The organism is Deferrisoma sp. (genome assembly GCF_054681715.1).
On the sequence record NZ_BAAHFQ010000082.1, the window covers coordinates 1 to 14,457 of the forward strand.

The 14,457-nt window shown below is 68.6% G+C and carries 16 protein-coding genes; all 16 read right to left on the minus strand.

All coding sequences use genetic code 11. The features are described from left to right. A partial coding sequence (gene larE / locus ACY0I8_RS11585; RefSeq protein WP_461394880.1) for an ATP-dependent sacrificial sulfur transferase LarE occupies positions 1 to 802 on the minus strand: 802 nt, incomplete at its 3' end. A 50-nt stretch (positions 803 to 852) separates the two neighbouring features. Next, positions 853 to 2,292: a mycofactocin biosynthesis glycosyltransferase MftF gene (gene mftF / locus ACY0I8_RS11590; RefSeq protein WP_461394881.1), complete on the minus strand. Its 1,440-nt coding sequence runs from the start codon at positions 2,290 to 2,292 to the stop codon at positions 853 to 855. Continuing rightward, positions 2,289 to 3,197: an electron transfer flavoprotein subunit beta/FixA family protein gene (locus ACY0I8_RS11595; protein ID WP_461394882.1), complete on the minus strand. Its 909-nt coding sequence runs from the start codon at positions 3,195 to 3,197 to the stop codon at positions 2,289 to 2,291. The genes mftF and ACY0I8_RS11595 overlap by 4 nt, the downstream gene beginning before the upstream one ends. 50 nt (positions 3,198 to 3,247) lie before the next feature. After that, a complete protein-coding gene (locus ACY0I8_RS11600) occupies positions 3,248 to 3,535 on the minus strand; it encodes a ferredoxin family protein (RefSeq protein WP_459941721.1) in 288 nt (95 codons plus the stop codon). Next, entirely contained in the window at positions 3,532 to 4,830 is a 1,299-nt protein-coding gene (locus tag ACY0I8_RS11605) for an FAD-dependent oxidoreductase (RefSeq protein WP_459941720.1), read from the minus strand. The genes ACY0I8_RS11600 and ACY0I8_RS11605 overlap by 4 nt, the downstream gene beginning before the upstream one ends. Continuing rightward, on the minus strand, positions 4,827 to 5,927 hold the full coding sequence (locus ACY0I8_RS11610; RefSeq protein WP_459941719.1) for an electron transfer flavoprotein subunit alpha/FixB family protein: 1,101 nt from the start codon (positions 5,925 to 5,927) through the stop codon (positions 4,827 to 4,829). Before ACY0I8_RS11610 ends, ACY0I8_RS11605 begins: the two co-directional genes overlap by 4 nt. Then, positions 5,927 to 7,894 (minus strand): mycofactocin system FadH/OYE family oxidoreductase 2, encoded by a 1,968-nt coding sequence (locus tag ACY0I8_RS11615; protein WP_461394883.1) that lies wholly within the window; start codon positions 7,892 to 7,894, stop codon positions 5,927 to 5,929. Before ACY0I8_RS11615 ends, ACY0I8_RS11610 begins: the two co-directional genes overlap by 1 nt. Before the next feature lie 13 nt (positions 7,895 to 7,907). Continuing rightward, positions 7,908 to 8,996: a mycofactocin radical SAM maturase gene (gene mftC, locus ACY0I8_RS11620; RefSeq protein WP_459941717.1), complete on the minus strand. Its 1,089-nt coding sequence runs from the start codon at positions 8,994 to 8,996 to the stop codon at positions 7,908 to 7,910. After that, complete coding sequence (mftB, locus tag ACY0I8_RS11625) at positions 8,977 to 9,231, minus strand: mycofactocin biosynthesis chaperone MftB (protein WP_459941716.1); 255 nt, start codon at positions 9,229 to 9,231, stop codon at positions 8,977 to 8,979. Before mftB ends, mftC begins: the two co-directional genes overlap by 20 nt. A 68-nt stretch (positions 9,232 to 9,299) precedes the next feature. Next, entirely contained in the window at positions 9,300 to 9,428 is a 129-nt protein-coding gene (mftA, locus tag ACY0I8_RS11630) for a variant-type mycofactocin precursor (RefSeq protein WP_461394884.1), read from the minus strand. 108 nt (positions 9,429 to 9,536) lie between these two features. Then, the gene (locus ACY0I8_RS11635) at positions 9,537 to 10,346 is read right to left on the minus strand and encodes a mycofactocin-coupled SDR family oxidoreductase (RefSeq protein ID WP_461394885.1); all 810 of its coding nucleotides are present in this window, start codon (positions 10,344 to 10,346) and stop codon (positions 9,537 to 9,539) included. A gap of 31 nt (positions 10,347 to 10,377) precedes the next feature. Next, a complete protein-coding gene (locus ACY0I8_RS11640; protein ID WP_459941713.1) occupies positions 10,378 to 10,740 on the minus strand; it encodes a hypothetical protein in 363 nt (120 codons plus the stop codon). A gap of 10 nt (positions 10,741 to 10,750) precedes the next feature. Then, positions 10,751 to 11,077 carry a hypothetical protein gene (locus ACY0I8_RS11645; protein ID WP_459941712.1) on the minus strand — a complete coding sequence of 109 codons (327 nt, stop codon included), beginning with the start codon at positions 11,075 to 11,077 and terminating at the stop codon, positions 10,751 to 10,753. 33 nt (positions 11,078 to 11,110) lie between these two features. Then, positions 11,111 to 12,094, minus strand: coding sequence for an Mrp/NBP35 family ATP-binding protein (locus tag ACY0I8_RS11650; protein ID WP_459941711.1), 984 nt, complete (start codon positions 12,092 to 12,094; stop codon positions 11,111 to 11,113). Positions 12,095 to 12,127: 33 nt separating this feature from the next. After that, positions 12,128 to 13,051, minus strand: coding sequence for a DUF362 domain-containing protein (locus ACY0I8_RS11655; RefSeq protein WP_459941710.1), 924 nt, complete (start codon positions 13,049 to 13,051; stop codon positions 12,128 to 12,130). A gap of 116 nt (positions 13,052 to 13,167) precedes the next feature. After that, positions 13,168 to 14,334 carry a DUF362 domain-containing protein gene (locus ACY0I8_RS11660; protein WP_461394886.1) on the minus strand — a complete coding sequence of 389 codons (1,167 nt, stop codon included), beginning with the start codon at positions 14,332 to 14,334 and terminating at the stop codon, positions 13,168 to 13,170. Between the last annotated feature and the right edge of the window lie 123 nt (positions 14,335 to 14,457).

A 14,457-nucleotide genomic window follows, 5' to 3' on the forward strand; every position in this document is an offset into this window, starting at 1 on the left:
GCACCTCGTTCATGGCGCCCGTCCGATATCCCTGGAGATCCAGAGCCACGTACGCATACCCGGCCTCCTTCACCACGCGTACCGCCTCCTCCCGGAGGCCGTTCACGATCCGCGAGAACTCCTCGGGCCCCACCTCCAGCCGGGCCACGTCCCCGTGGTGGCGGACCCGAACCACCCGGAGCCCGAGCGCCCTAAGGCCCTCCTCGGCCCTTCCGACCCGGGCCACCTTCTCCCGGGTGATGCGGGTCCCGTAGGGGAACCGCGACGACAGGCACGCGAAGGCCGGCTTGTCCCAGGTGGGGAGTCCCCTGGCCCGGGAAAGGGCGCGGATCTCCTCCTTGGTCAGCCCGGCCTCCTCCAACGGGCTTCGAACCCCCAGTTCCCGGGCGGCCTGCCGGCCCGGCCGGTAGTCTCCCCGATCGTCCACGTTGGAGCCGTCGGCCACGTGGGGCAGCCCCTCGCGGTCCGCCACCTCCCGGAGTTTTCCGAACAGCTCCTTTTTGCAGAAATAACATCGGTTCTTGGGGTTCTCGGCGAACCCGGGCACGTCGAGTTCCTCGGACACGATGGCCTGGTGCCTCCCTCCGAGCGAACGGGCCAGGGCCTCGGCCTCCCGCCGTTCCCGCTCCGGGTAGGTCTCGGAGCACGCGGTCACCCCGAGGGCCCGGTCGCCCAGGACCTCCACCGCCACGGCGTAGAGGTAGCTGGAGTCGACCCCGCCCGAAAACCCGATCACCACGCCCCCCATCTCCCGAAGAATCTCCTTCAGGCGACGTTCTTTCCCTTCGAGCCTCGGCTCCATCGCTCTCCTCTCCTTTTCGACCCTCTTCATCCCGTTCCGGCCGCCCCCCGTCAGCCGAAGGTCATCTCCATGCGCCGGTACACCAGGGGGCGGTAACTCCCGAAACTCCCCCGCCGCAGGCACCCCCAGAACACGCCGGCCCCGTACGCCAACCGGTCCAGGAGGTAGGCGCCGAAAAACCACGGGAGCGAGACCCCGGGCCGGCGCGTCCGGTACTCCACCAGGCCCACCCAGGCCACCAGCAGCGCCAAGAGCATCCCGAACCGCGGCCAAAGCCCGGCCGCGAGCGCGGCGGGGGCGGCGTAGTACCGAAGGCCGTGCTCCCCCAGGTAATACAGCAGGCTGCTCAGCGCCCGGAGTCGCGCCGCGGCCACGCGCCTGTGGGAAACCGGGATGCCCCGGCGAGACAAGAGCCGATGGGACCACAGCGCGTCGACCCCGAGCACGGCGACGCCCAGGGGGACCGCGATTCCGATCCCCCCTGCGATTCCCAAGGCCAGGAGCAGCACGGCCGCAGTCAGGCTCGGCGGAAAGGCGATCTTCTTGCGTCGCTGCGGGTGGGCGGCGTGGAGGAGCGCCTCCGACCCGCCGTATTCGAACCGCCGGCGCAGGAACGCCCCCCAACGGTTCCGGTGCTCGTGCCACACCCACCCGGTGGGGCGATACACGATGCGTCCTCCCCGGTCCCGCAGGCGCCAGGTTAGGTCCACGTCTTCTCCCACGCACATCCCCTCCCGGAACCCGCCCACCCCGAGAAACGCGTTCCGGCGCACCAGCAGGTTACAACTCGGGAGGTAGAAGGTGTCGTTCCCTTCCCGGGCGCTTCGCTCCCTGCGCCCGAGGAAAAGGCTCGACATGACCGCCTCGTACCGATCGAGCCGGGTCGCCACGTGCATCCCTTCGACCCGCCCGCCGACCGCCGTCACCTCGGGCCGCTCGAAGGCCGCCACAAGGTCCCGAAGCCAGCCGGGGGAGGCGGTACAGTCGGAGTCGATGAACGCCAAGATCTCGCCCCGCGCCGCCTCCGCGCCCCGGTTACGGGCGGAGGCCGGTCCGACACCGCACCCGCCGGAACCCACCACCCGCGCCCCCCAGCGCCGGGCCACGTCGGCCGACCCGTCCCGGCTTCCGTCGTCCACCACGATCACCTCCACCCGGCCCCGGGGATAGTCCAGCCGGCCCAGCGATCGGAGGCAGCGGTCGAGTTCTCCGGCCCGGTCCTTCACCGGGATCACCACGCTCACCGTGGGAAGGGCCGCGTCGGGCAACCCGGCGGCCCGCTCTCTCTCCAAAAACCCGCGCCGGGTCAGGGCCTCGAGGGCCTCCGCCTCGCCAGGGGCCATCGGTTCCGCCCCGGGTCCGCGGCACCGCCCCACCAGGCGGTGGAGCACGGCGTTGATGCGAACCGCCCGAAGCGGGTGGAGACCCACGAGGTAGGCGCCCTCGGGCCCCTCGTGGAGCCGTACGTCGGGCGCGATCCGGTACCTCATGGCGCGCCTCCGGCCGGCAGAAGCCCCTCCTGGGTGAAGATCTCCAGGAGGGCGTCCACCACCTCGGCGGCCGTGCCGAAACGGATGCGCCCCGCGCGGGGCTGGATCCCCCCGGAGAGCAGCGCGGCGGTCCTCTGGGGGGCCGGCCAGCGCGGATCCGGCGTGGGGACCCGCAAGGGGTCCGGCCTCGGAAACCGATACCCCAGCCGCGCCAGCCTCGCGGCGGCCTCCCCCACCGCCGCGGCGGGCAACCCCAGATCCGGTAGCCCCCACACCTCGATCTCGGCCTCCAGGGCGGCGAGCACCCGTTCCATGTCCGGATATCGTGGCCTGCGGATCCCGGCCTCGACAAACACCCCCGCCGGCAGCGGCAGTTCGAGTTCCTGGCGGGCGCCGCGGTCCGCCCTGCGGGTCACCCGGATCCCCCCATCGGAGATCCGCAGGCCCGCCGCCGCGTCGACGTGGGGAAGACCGGCCCGGGCGCAGGCCAGGGCGGGACCCGGGGCGTCGCCCCGGTCGAGCAACCGACTCCCGGTGATCCACAGATCCGGCCGAAAAATCTCCAGGCACCGTTCCAGGAGGGCGGCGTCCGCCGACGCGTCGGCTCCTTCCAGGGCCTGGTGGTCGTCCCAGATCCGGATTGCCCGGTGGGCCCCCATGGCGACGGCCCAACGCAGGAGGTCGTCCACGCGGGGTGGCCCCACGGCCAACGCGGTGACCGCGGCTCCGGGGAAACCCGCCGCCTGGGCCAGCGCCTCCTCGAGGGCGGCCAGGTCGGCCGGGTTGGGGATCCGCCGAAGCCCCCGGTCTCGGATCAGCGCCCCCTCCTCGCTCAACTGGGCGGGGGGCCGAGGGTCGGTCACCTCCCGCAGGAGCACGAGAATTCCCAACGCATTCTGGGCCATGATCGCCTCTCGGTCCGGTGGTTCCCCCGTTCGCCTTGCTGTGCCCCGTGTCATGTCATCCGGTAGCTCACGCCGAACCCTCCCCGGGGGTAGCGCCACCGGGTGAAGGCGTTCTTGTCGCACACGATGTAGCACGTGCCGCACTCCAGGCAGCCGTCGTAAACGAACTGCATCTTCCCCTCCTCCTCCGACCAGCTGTAACACCGGGCCGGGCAGGCCGACTCGCAGCCCCGGTGATCGCAGGTGCGGCACACGGCCGGGTCGAGCACGATGTGGGGCTCGTCGTCCACCGAAAAGCTGGTGTAATCGAAGATCTCGTCGACGTTGATGTGGATCATACCGACCTCCACGCCAGCCATGCGTCGGACAGGAGTTCCCGGGTCGACATCTTCTGGCGCGCCTTTCGCAGAAAGAGTTTCGGGAGCTTTTCCTTAGGCGTGCCGTCGATCCGGTAGACCCGCTCCATCACCTCGCAAAGGAGTTCGGGGTAAGTTCCGTACAACCGGTCGATGTGGAGCATGCGGGGCGCCCGCCGGTACAGCTTGAGATCGCGCAGCACGAAGCTTTCGGCCAAACGCCTCCGGTAGTCCCCCAGGGCGCGGGCGGAGAACTCCCCGGCTCGCCGCGCCTGGAGCACGGTCTCGGCCGCCAGGATCCCCGAGTGGGCGGCCAGGTTGATCCCCTCCAGGTTGAGCCCGTTGGCGTAGCAGAACCCGGCCGCGTCCCCGGCCACCAGGATGCCGTCTCCCGCCAGTTGGGGGATCATCTCGTATCCCCCCTCGGGGATGACGTGGGCCGAGTACTCCGAGAGGCGCCCCCCCTGGAGCAGTTTGGCCAGATGGGGATGGGTCAGAAACCGGTTGAGGAGGTCGTAGGGGGTTTTGCGGCTCCTTCTCAGGCTTCCGATGTGGAGCACCAACCCCACGGACACGCTGTCGGCATTCGTGTACAGGAACCCGCCCCCGCGCACCCCGTCCGTGCACCCCACAAACTCCACGGACGCGCCTTGGTCCCGGACCAGGCCGAACCGGTCCTCGAGGACCGCCTTCGGCAGATCGACGAGCGCCTTCACCCCCACCGCCATCTGGTCCGGATCGAAGGGGCCCCGCCGCAGGCCCGCCTTGAGCGCCGTGAACGACAGCACCCCGTCGGCCGCGATCACCACCGGCGCCCGCAATTCTCCCCCGTCCCGCAGGAGCCTGACACCCGAGACCCGGCCGGACTCCACGATCACGTCGTCCACGGTGCACCGGGTGAGGTAGGTGGCCCCTGCGCTTTGGGCCTCTTGCGCGAGCCAGGCGTCGTACCGTGGCCGGAACACCGTGTACCCGTTGTACGGCGGCCGGTCGAACGCCTCGGTCTCGTACCGTACCGTGAAGCTCGCCTCCCCCGTCAGGAAACACAGGTTCTTTTGGACCACGTGCCGCTCCAGGGGGGCGCGGACCCAGAAGTCGGGGAACAGTTCTTCCAGGGCGGGCATGCGGTGAAGCAGGCCGCCGAACATGTTTTTCTCACCCGCAAAGGCCCCCCGTTCCACGAGGGCCACGTCCACACCCTCGCGGGCGAGCTTCACCGCCGCCGCGGCCCCGGCCGGCCCCGCCCCGACCACGATCGCTTCGAACCGCCGCTTCATGGGGCGCCCTCCTCGGCCTCGGCCGCCGCCAGCCGGGTTCTCACCCTCTCCAGGAGAAGGGGTACCACCTCCCGGATGTCGGCCACGAACCCCTCGTCGCTGTTGGGGAACATGGGTGCCTTGGGATCGATGTTCAGGCACACGATCCGCTTGGCGTCCTTGATCCCCCCGACGTGGTGCATGGAACCCGAGATGCCCATGCCCAGATAAAACCGCGGCGCCACGGTGCGCCCCGTCTGGCCGATCATCCTCTCGAACCCGGCCCAGCCGAGGTCGTAGACCGGCCGCGTCACCCCCAGGGAAGCCTTGAGCAACCGGGCGAGTTCCCGAAACGCCTCGAAGCTCTCCCGGTCGAACCCCTTCCCGGCGCAAAAGATCACCTCGGCCTCCGTCACGTCCACGGTCTGGGGGTCGGGAGGGATCCGGCGAACGATCCGTTTGCGGGCGGCCCGTTCCGAAGCCGCCACCCGGATGGATCGCACCGGGGGACGGGTGGGCCGGACCGTGGGCAAGAGCACCGGGCTCAGCGCACCCGGGTCCACCGTGGCCACCAGGGGCACGGCGCCGTCCCAGCGCCTGAGCTCCAGGGCCTGGGCCCCGAGGGCGCGCCTCCCGAACACAACGCCCTCGCCGTTTCGAGCCGCCGAGACCACCTCGGTGAGCAGGGCGGCCCCGCCGGCCCTGTCGAGTTCGGCCGCCACCACGGGGGCGAGTGCCGACCCGAGGTCCGTGTGCGCGAGGAGGACCGCGCGGGCCCCGACCTGCGCAGCGGCCCGGGCGAGCGCTTCGGCCTGCACGTCCGGCCGATCGGGGGCCTCGGGGCCGGGCTCGATCACCCAAACCTCCGGCGCCCCGTACCGGGCCAAGAGGCTCACGTCCGGCGAGCCGTTTCCGGACGCCTCTTCCCCGGAGGAGGCGCTGGCGTCGTCGCCTGCGCCCGCAAAGGTTGCCACGGCCCACGGCGCCCCGAGCATCGCGGCGAGCCGGCTCGCCTGGTTCAGGATTCCCTTGTCCGCGTCGTCGGGCTGGCCCTCGGGCCGGGCCACGAAGGCCAGCACCGGGCCGGCAGCCGTGCCGTGCCCCCCAGCGCGGGCCATCACAGCTCCCTCCCCACCTTGTGGCCCTCCCAGATCGCCATATCCACCTTGCGGGGCGCCACGCAGTCGCCGATGCGGTGGAGTTCCCTGACCCTGCCCTTCAGCGCCTTGTACAGGGCGTCGTCGGCCTCTTGCCGCACGGCCAACACCACGGAGTCGTAGGGCCCGAATGTGCTGACCTCGTTCGAGTAGACGTTCACCCCCTGCACCCTTTTGGCGCCGGGTTCCCCGGAGATCTCGATCACCGCGGTGTCCGGGGTGAACGTGCACCCCTTCTGCAGCAGCCGCTGTCGGGTCAGGTAGAGGTCCTGGAGCGGCCCCAACTCCGCCCCCACGAACAGGCCCGAGCACAGGATGTGGACCCTTTTCCCCTGGTCGGCCATGTACTCGGCCGTCGAGGTGGCCCGGTGGTGACCGTCGTCGTCGATGAGGCATACCGTCTCGCCGAGTTCCGCCTCCCCCTGGAGCACCTGCCACACGTTCCATACGCCCGGTCCGTCTCCCCCGGGCATCGGGGGCGTCCTGAAGGGCACGCTCCCGGTGGCCACGATGACGGCGTCCGGGTTTTCCCGGACCACCATCTCCGCGTCCACCTCGACCCCCAGGTGCACGGTGACCCCGGCCTTCGCCACCTGCTCCTTCTCGTTGCGGATGATCACCCCGAACTCGTCCCGTCCCGCGCCCTTCATGGCGATCCGGACCTGCCCGCCGAGCTCGTCCCCCCGCTCGTACAGATGCACCTCGTGGCCCCGCCGTCCGGCCATCTTGGCGGCCCACATGCCGGCCGGGCCGCCCCCGATCACCATAACCCGCTTTTTGACCGGAGCCGGCTTCAACGTTCCCTCCCCCCACTGCTTCTCGAGCCCCACGGCCGGGTTCTGGATGCAGCCCAGAAGTTTGTTGAGCCCCATCCTGCCGATGCATCCCTGGTTGTCGGCCACGCAGTACCGGATGTCCTCGAGCCGCCCCTCGAAGGCCTTCTTGGGGAGAAACGGGTCACAGATGAGCTGCCGGCACATCCCGATCATGTCGGCCTGGCCCGCGGCCAGCACCTTCTCGGCCATGACCGGATCGTTGATCCGGCCGGTGCAGAACACCGGCAGCTTCACCTTCTCGCGGATCCCGGCGGCAAGGGGAATCGTGTACCCCAGGGGGGTGTGCATGGAGCCTTCCACCAGGTACAGGTTGTAGAAGGTGCCGATCGAAAGGTCCATGAAGTCGATGAGGCCGGTGGCCTCGAACCGCTGGGCGATCTCCTGGGTATCGGCCAGGGTGAGCCCACCCCAGGGGACCATCTCGTCGGCGCACAGCCGGATGCCCACCGTGAAATCGTCCCCCACCGCCCGCCGCACCGCCTCGATGAACCGGATCGGGGCCCGCATCCGGTTCTCCAGGCTCCCCCCGTATTCGTCTTGGCGCTTGTTGGTCAGGGGCGAAAGGAACTGCCGGGCCAGGCTCGAATGCCCGTACTGGAGTTCGATGCCGTCGAAACCTCCCTCCCGGGCGTGGACGGCGCTCCTGGCGAAGTACCGGCACACCTCGTCGATATCTTCGGGCTCCATCTCTTTGGGGACTTCCCGGAACAGCACGTCGGGCACCGGACTCGGGGCCCACACCGGCAGCCGGGATAACGTGCCGTCGCACTGCTGGCCGTTGTGGTTGAGCTGGGCGAAGATCTTGGCCCCAAACTGGTGGACATAGTCGGTGATCTTCCGGAAGCCCGGGATCACCTCGGGGCGAAACACCTCCACCAACTTCTCGTACGCCCGATCGGTAGGGTGGACGCTCATCTCCTCGGTGATGATGAGCCCGACGCCCCCCTTGGCCCGCTCGCCCCAGTAGTACATGTGGCGCTCGGAGGGCAGGCAGTCCACGGCGAAGTTCGTCAAATGGGGCTGGAAGGAGATGCGGTTGCGCACCTCCACGCGGCCGATCTTCAACGGGGAAAACAGGTACTGGAACATCATGGCAAGCAACTCCTCACGCGGAAGGTGCCTCTTCGGTGATTCGAAAACCGCCCTGGGCCGATGCGGCCTCAGGGGCGGGCTGCTCCCCGGTCAGGGCCGTGACGCACCGCTCCAGGCACTCCGGGTCCCCGCTCTCCAGGGACCCGCCCATGTGGTAGGCCACGGCCGGGCAGCCGCCGTGGCACTGGTCGAACCGGTGGCACCCCTCGCAGGACCGGATGCGAAGCCGCCGGAACCACCGGTACACCGGCGATCCGTCCCAGATCTCCTGGAACGACTCCTCCCGCAGGGATCCGGCCCGAAACCGGGGCGTCTGGAGAAAGGCGCACGGAAAGAGTTCCCCGGCCGGTCCCACCGAGCAGGTGAGCTTGGCCGCACCGCACAGATTGAGCCCCAGCCCCTGGCGCTCCTGGGGCGTGAGCGAAAAGAAGCTGTCCCCGGTCCGGACGTCCCCCGTCCCCAGCAACCACTCCGAAAACTCCAACAACTGGCGGGCCGACGGCCGCAGGCTGCGCCACAGGGCCGCGCCCCGGCCCGAGGGCCGAAACCGGCTGACCCGAAGCGTCACCCCCAGTTCCCGCGCCATCTCGTAGAGGGCCGGGATCTCCCGGGTGTTTGCCGCCGTGAGCACCGCGTTGATGCTCGTGGGGATCGGGCTCTTCGCGAGCAGGGTCAGGGCCCTCATCGCGCGGTCGTAGCTCCCCACCCCCCGCAGCCCGTCGCAGGTGGCGGGGGTGGCCCCGTCCAGGCTGACCTGCACCGCCACGAGCCCGCTCTCGGCCAGGCGCGCCACCCGGCCCTTGTCGAGGAAGGTTCCGTTGGTCGAGATGCAGGTGACCAGACCGCGCCGGTGGCAGGCGTCGAGGATGCGGTCGAAGTCGGGCCGGAGAAAGGGCTCCCCGCCGCCGAAGTTGACCTGGAACACCCCGGCCCGGTGGAACTGCTCCACCAGATCGAGGGCTTCGGCGGTGTCGAGCTCCCCCGGGGCCGGCTCCCCCGAAGCCGACAGGCAGTGGCGGCACCGGAGGTTGCAGGCCAGGGTGACCTCCCAGGTCACGTTCACCGGGGCCCGCAGGCCCCCTTCAACAAACCGGTTGCTCACGGAGAAACCCCTTTGCGACGAGCCGTTCCAAGAACCCCCGGACCCGCTCGGCCGAACGGGGGCCGAGACGCCGCTCCAGTTCCGCCCGGCCGACCCCCGCCCGGAGGTCTTCCGGGTCGAGCAGGGCTTCGGTTTCGGCGAAGAGGAGCTTCGGGCCCCGGCTGTCGTAGAACAGGAGCCCGAAGGCCTCTCGGCGCACACGGCAACAGGGATGGAGCCGGTATCGGACGTTCATGCGGTCAACCCCCGTGGGCGGGTTCCGGGATGGGGCCGGCTGCCGGCCCCATCCCCGGGGAACGGGCCTCAATACACGCCGCAGATCCCGTCGAGCGCGAGTTCCTCCACCGCGATCTCCTCCAGGATTTCGGGCGCTTCGGGTTCTTCGCTTTCGTGGGTCATCATCGGTTCGGGGTTCTTTCCGGTCTCTTCCATGGCTCGCTCCTTTCGGCAGTTGGCGAAAGCGGTCACCGCATGCTTGGTTCACCCGTGGCTCCGAGGCGCCCCCGGTGGGGGCCGGCTCCCCGCCTCTGCGCCGGCGCCTTAGCCCGCCGCCGCGGTCCAGCCGCTGTCCACGGTGATCATGTTCCCGGTCACGCAGCGGCTTTCCGGAAGGCACAGCCACAGGACGGCCTGGGCCACGTCCTCCGGGGTGATCTCCCGATCCTTGAACAGATGCCCCTCGCAGAACTGCTCCTTGGCCTCGTCCTCTTCCATGCCGAAGTGCTCGGCCAATCCCTTCATCATGTCGGTCCACACGGTTCCGGGGCACACCGCGTTCACGTTGATGTTGTGGTCGGCCACCTCCATGGCCAGACTCTTGGTGAACCCCAGGATCCCGTGCTTGGCCGCGCAGTAGTGCGCCCCCATCCCGAACCCCCTCTGGCCCCCCACGCTGGAGATGGACACCACCTTGCCGTAGTGGGCCTCGATCATGTGGGGAACGACGTAGTGGCAGCACAGGAAGGTTCCCTTGAGGTGGGTGTCCAGGGTGTCGTCCCACGTGGCCTCGTCCATATCCACCACCGGAACCAGGCTCGTGATGCCGGCGTTGTTGATGAGGATGTCGATCCGGCCGAACCTCTGCTTCACCTCGTCCACGAGCGCCTTTACCGAAGGGGCGGAGCGCACGTCGCACACGATGCCGAGCGCTTCGCCCCCCATCCCCCGGATCTCCTCGACCGCCCGGTTCAGGGTTTTTTTCGAGGACAGCCGGTAGGGCACGGTGGGGATGTCCTCGCAGATGTCCGCCAGGGCCACCCGGCACCCCTCGGATGCGAGCGCCTTGGCGATGGCGAGCCCGTTTCCCCGGGCGCCGCCGGTAACGATCGCCACTTGACCTTCGAGCTTCATGGAGCCTCTCTCCTCGTCGGCATGGGACGGGTCAGACCGCTTGGCGCAGGGCGGCCAGGTCGAACCGTTCACCCACCCGCCTCAAGCTGAAGTTGATCTCCTCCAGGTCGTCCTTCACCGAGTCGAGACCGTACTCGCGCACCTGAAACTCCAACTGCCCCTCGAGGCTGTAGACAAGGTGCAGCAGATTCAGCAGATCCACGCACTCGGGGTGGTCCACCAGGTATCCGAAGTACCTCTCGAGAAGGCGACCCGCCGCCAACTCCCGCAACCCCCACTCCAGGGTGTCCCGGTCCACGGTCTGCAGCACCACACCCCTCAGCAGAACGGCGGCGCGCACACCGACCCGGGTGATGTCCTCGATCATCTGGCGGTTCGGCTGGTCGGAGCCCATCGCGACCTCCTCAGGTCATCCTCACCTTCATCGTTTTCACGTGGTTCAGCACCTTCTCGATGTTCCCGAAAAACGGGGTGCACATGCTGCCGACCTCCGAGGCCTCCTGGCAGGCTTCGGCCTTGGCCCGCAACTCTTCGAGTTCCCCCATCAGCCGCTGCATGTCCTCGGTTCCCTTCTGGGTCTTGAAGTAGAGCTTGGAGGCCAGCTTCTCCAACTCGTCGGCGAGCTGCTCCAGCTTGTCCTTCATGGCGCCGTAATGGGCCTGCCCGGCCATCTCCCGAAATACCGCGGCCATCTCTCGCGCGTAGTGGGTTCCCATCTTTTGGTCCGACATCGAGTCCTCCTCCGGTGTGTTAGGGGCGGCGCATCAGCCGCCGGGAGTCGTGGGGCGGTGGTGCGAGTGGCCGCATCCGCCCCGGCTGCCGTGGTTGTGGTGATGGTGAGGGCGGTGATGGTGCCCCGACCCTGGGCAGGGCCGGCTCTCCTCGGGCGGGGCATCGGGCACCTCCCTCGGGGGCATCTGGGCCGCCAACGTGTGGGCGATCTCCACGAAGGCCCGGGCGGTCACGCTCTCGGGGTGGAGGTTCACGATCGGCACCCCAGAATCGGCCGCCTCCGAGAAGAGGGGATCCAGGGGGATCGAACCCAGGAACGGCACCTCCATCATGCGGGCCAGGCTGCGGCCCTTGTCCTTCCCGAACAGGTGGACCTCGTCGCCACAACACCGGCACCGATACACGCTCATGTTCTCGATAAGCCCCAGCACCTTCGCCCCCAGGGAAAGGGCTGCGTTGATCGCCTTGGAACACACCAGGGTCGAAACCTCCTGGGGTGTGGTCACGATCACAACGCCGTCGAGGCCGGGGATCGACTTCAAGATCGCGATGGGCTCGTCACCGGTACCCGGCGGCAGATCGACGAGGAGGAAATCCAGCCCTCCCCATTTCGCCGCAGCCAGCAACTGGCGGATCGTGCGACTCTTCGCCTGGCCCCTCCACATGACCGGGGTCATGTCCCCGGGCCAGAACAGGGCCACGGAAAGCGCCTTGATCCCCGATTCCGTAACCACCGGGTCCAGCCAGAACGCGCCGTTTAGCCGGGATTCCTTCTTGATCCCCAACATCTTCGGCGTGCTCGGCCCGTGCAGGTCGGCGTCGAAGACGCCGACCCGGTGCCCCGCGTTCTGAAGGGCCGCCGCCAAGTTGATGGTGGCGGCCGTCTTGCCGACGCCCCCCTTCCCCGAGAGGACGGCGATCTTGTACTTGACGTGCCGAAGCGCGTCGGCGATCGCCCCGTCCCCGGCCAGGTGCCGCCGTTGCTGCTCGCGAAAGGCGCTCAGTTGAGTCTCCATGGGATCTCCTCGTGCAAGGGGTGATGGGTTGCGTCACGTAAGCCGTTCCACCGGGGCCTCCCGAACGCCCAACCCCAGCGACTCCGCCTCCTCCAGGGCTGCAAGGAATTCGTCGGGGGGAGGCGCGCCCGCCCCGCGGAGCAGGGAAACCGTGGCGGCGTCCAGGGCGACCGGGTCCCGGGCCGCCAGAAACCCCAGGTTTGCGACCAGAGGCCCCTCACTGAACGGGTAGTATTCGGGCTGGGGGGTCACGTCCCACAGGCAGTTCACGTAGAAAACGCGCTCTTCCATGGCTTCGCGCACGCCCAGGTGGGCCTCCAGAGCCCGGCGCCGGAATCCGGCCAGTTCGTCGGCACCCGGGCGGTGGCCGTTGAACAGATACGGGTTCAGGCCCTTCAGGACCCGCACGCGTTCGCGGCCCACGAGGCACTCGAATCCGCCGTTCAGGAGCGCCCCGCTCAGCCCGAACAAGGGGTGGAGCGTCACGTGCGAAAGCACCCATAGGGCGTCGGTACGGCACACCGCCGTGCCCACCTCCACCCCGCCCAACTCGGAGTTGGGGAGCCGACAGGGGTAGATGTTTCCCTCGTCGCCGCTATAGCCCCCGTTGATCACGAAATTCCCGCCGAGGGCCTGGGGGTTGTAGCCCTTGCTGTGGGCCACCTCGAGAAACGCGTGCCCCTTGGTCCTTCTCCAGTAGTCCACGAGCTTGAGCCCGTCGCACACGATCGGGCTCTTCCCCGTCAGGTCGGCGGCGAGGCGAGCGGCGCTTCGGATGAACACGGGCCGCAAGCCGTACTCGTACCCGTCCTCCGCGGTGTTGACCTTCAACGACACCCGCATCTCGGGGCACAGGTCGTCGCCGGCCCCGGAGGTCTCGAGGAGCGCCCGGAGTTTCTGGGCCACAGAACGATCCGGCCCGAGGTTTTCCAGGTCCATCCAGTACACGCGTCTCATGATGGCCAACCACCTTCCCAGGACTCGCTGTGGGGGCGCCCCCGATCGGGGGACCCGCAAAAAAGGGGCGGGGAGAGCCCGCGGCGGCCGGCTTCCCCGCCCCGGCGAAGGGGCCCTTACCCGGGGGTCTGCCCCTTGAAGGGGTCGTACTTTTTCCACTCGTTGAAGACCCAGTCCTTGTTGTACTCGGTGCGCTGGAACGGCATGACCTCGGTGGTGAGGTCGTGCTTACGGAAGATCTCCCGCAACCGCACGGTCGTTGGGATACCTCCCGGGCGCACCTGCCACTTCGCCGCGTTTTCGGGGGTCAGGACGGGCTCGTAATTCACGAGCTTGTACTCCATGGTCCCGAGACCGATCTTCTCCCCCGCCGCCATGGTGATGCGGGGGCTGAACCCGTTGACCTCGCGGAATTTGTCATCGCCCGGCTTCAGACCCTTCTCCTCGGCCACAGACCCCGGGCTGATGGGGGCTGCGTCGATGGCGTCGAGCGTGGCCATTTCGCAGGCGATCAGGTCCTTACTGGCGAAGATCCCCACATCGGGGCACAGGGGCATGCCGGCCCAGGGGAAGCAGTCGCACTCGGGTACCACGTCGATGGCGAAGTTCATGTACCCCACCTTGCCCCTCTCGAAGCACTTCAGGGCGCCGAGCGCGGCGTCGGCGTGGGCGATCATGGCGTTGGGGAAGTAGTTCTCCTCGAACGTGATCCCGGTCATCCCCGAGAAGATGCAGGTGACCTGGCACGAGTAGCAGAGGCGGCACCGCTCCGGCCACCACTCCTTGCCGTGCTCGGTGACCCGGTGGGCCTGGCGTGGGCAGGAGTTGTCGCACATCTCGTGGAACTTGCACGCCTTGCCCGGACACTTGTCGGTGAACTTGGGCCACCCGATGGCGTCGTGGGGGTCACCCCAGTGGGCGAGGTGGGTGATGTATTTGCCCCGCTTCGACTGGCAACCGATGCCGAGCTGCTTGAGGACCCCGCCGTACATGGTGATGGAGTGGCCCCGGGCGTGCCCCAGCACGATCATCGCGTCGGCCTCGGCGATCGCCCGGCCGATGTAGGTTTCCTTCAGGATGAGACCCTCCGGGATCTCGACCCGGTAGTCGTCCTCTCCCGAATACCCGTCGGCGATCAGCACCGGGCACTGGAAGGTCGCGCTGTTGTACCCGTGCCGGATGGCCCCCTCCATCTGGTATTGGGAGATCGCCATATTGTTGAAGGTGTGGTAACTGAGTGTGGTATCGTTCACCACGTACGGATGCGCCCCACTCGTGTCCAAGAACGCTATCGCCAGAAAGCCTGAGAGCCTGAACTGATGCGGAAAATCGGCGGGTCGGCGAACCGGGGAACCTGGTCCATGAAAAATGCCCTCCGTCTCGGGTATGGTGGTGCTCTCAACAGA

Excerpts from the sequence above, each read along its gene's own strand:
- ACY0I8_RS11605 (WP_459941720.1), bottom strand. The coding sequence starts at position 4,830 with ATGAAGCGGCGGTTCGAAGCGATCGTGGTCGGGGCGGGGCCGGCCGGG.
- mftB (WP_459941716.1), bottom strand. The coding sequence starts at position 9,231 with ATGAACGTCCGATACCGGCTCCATCCCTGTTGCCGTGTGCGCCGAGAG.
- ACY0I8_RS11645 (WP_459941712.1), bottom strand. The coding sequence starts at position 11,077 with ATGTCGGACCAAAAGATGGGAACCCACTACGCGCGAGAGATGGCCGCG.
- ACY0I8_RS11600 (WP_459941721.1), bottom strand. The coding sequence starts at position 3,535 with ATGATCCACATCAACGTCGACGAGATCTTCGATTACACCAGCTTTTCG.
- ACY0I8_RS11640 (WP_459941713.1), bottom strand. The coding sequence starts at position 10,740 with ATGGGCTCCGACCAGCCGAACCGCCAGATGATCGAGGACATCACCCGG.
- ACY0I8_RS11655 (WP_459941710.1), bottom strand. The coding sequence starts at position 13,051 with ATGAGACGCGTGTACTGGATGGACCTGGAAAACCTCGGGCCGGATCGT.
- ACY0I8_RS11610 (WP_459941719.1), bottom strand. The coding sequence starts at position 5,927 with ATGGCCCGCGCTGGGGGGCACGGCACGGCTGCCGGCCCGGTGCTGGCC.
- ACY0I8_RS11615 (WP_461394883.1), bottom strand. The coding sequence starts at position 7,894 with ATGATGTTCCAGTACCTGTTTTCCCCGTTGAAGATCGGCCGCGTGGAG.
- ACY0I8_RS11595 (WP_461394882.1), bottom strand. The coding sequence starts at position 3,197 with ATGGCCCAGAATGCGTTGGGAATTCTCGTGCTCCTGCGGGAGGTGACC.
- mftA (WP_461394884.1), bottom strand. The coding sequence starts at position 9,428 with ATGGAAGAGACCGGAAAGAACCCCGAACCGATGATGACCCACGAAAGC.
- ACY0I8_RS11650 (WP_459941711.1), bottom strand. The coding sequence starts at position 12,094 with ATGGAGACTCAACTGAGCGCCTTTCGCGAGCAGCAACGGCGGCACCTG.
- mftF (WP_461394881.1), bottom strand. The coding sequence starts at position 2,292 with ATGAGGTACCGGATCGCGCCCGACGTACGGCTCCACGAGGGGCCCGAG.
- ACY0I8_RS11635 (WP_461394885.1), bottom strand. The coding sequence starts at position 10,346 with ATGAAGCTCGAAGGTCAAGTGGCGATCGTTACCGGCGGCGCCCGGGGA.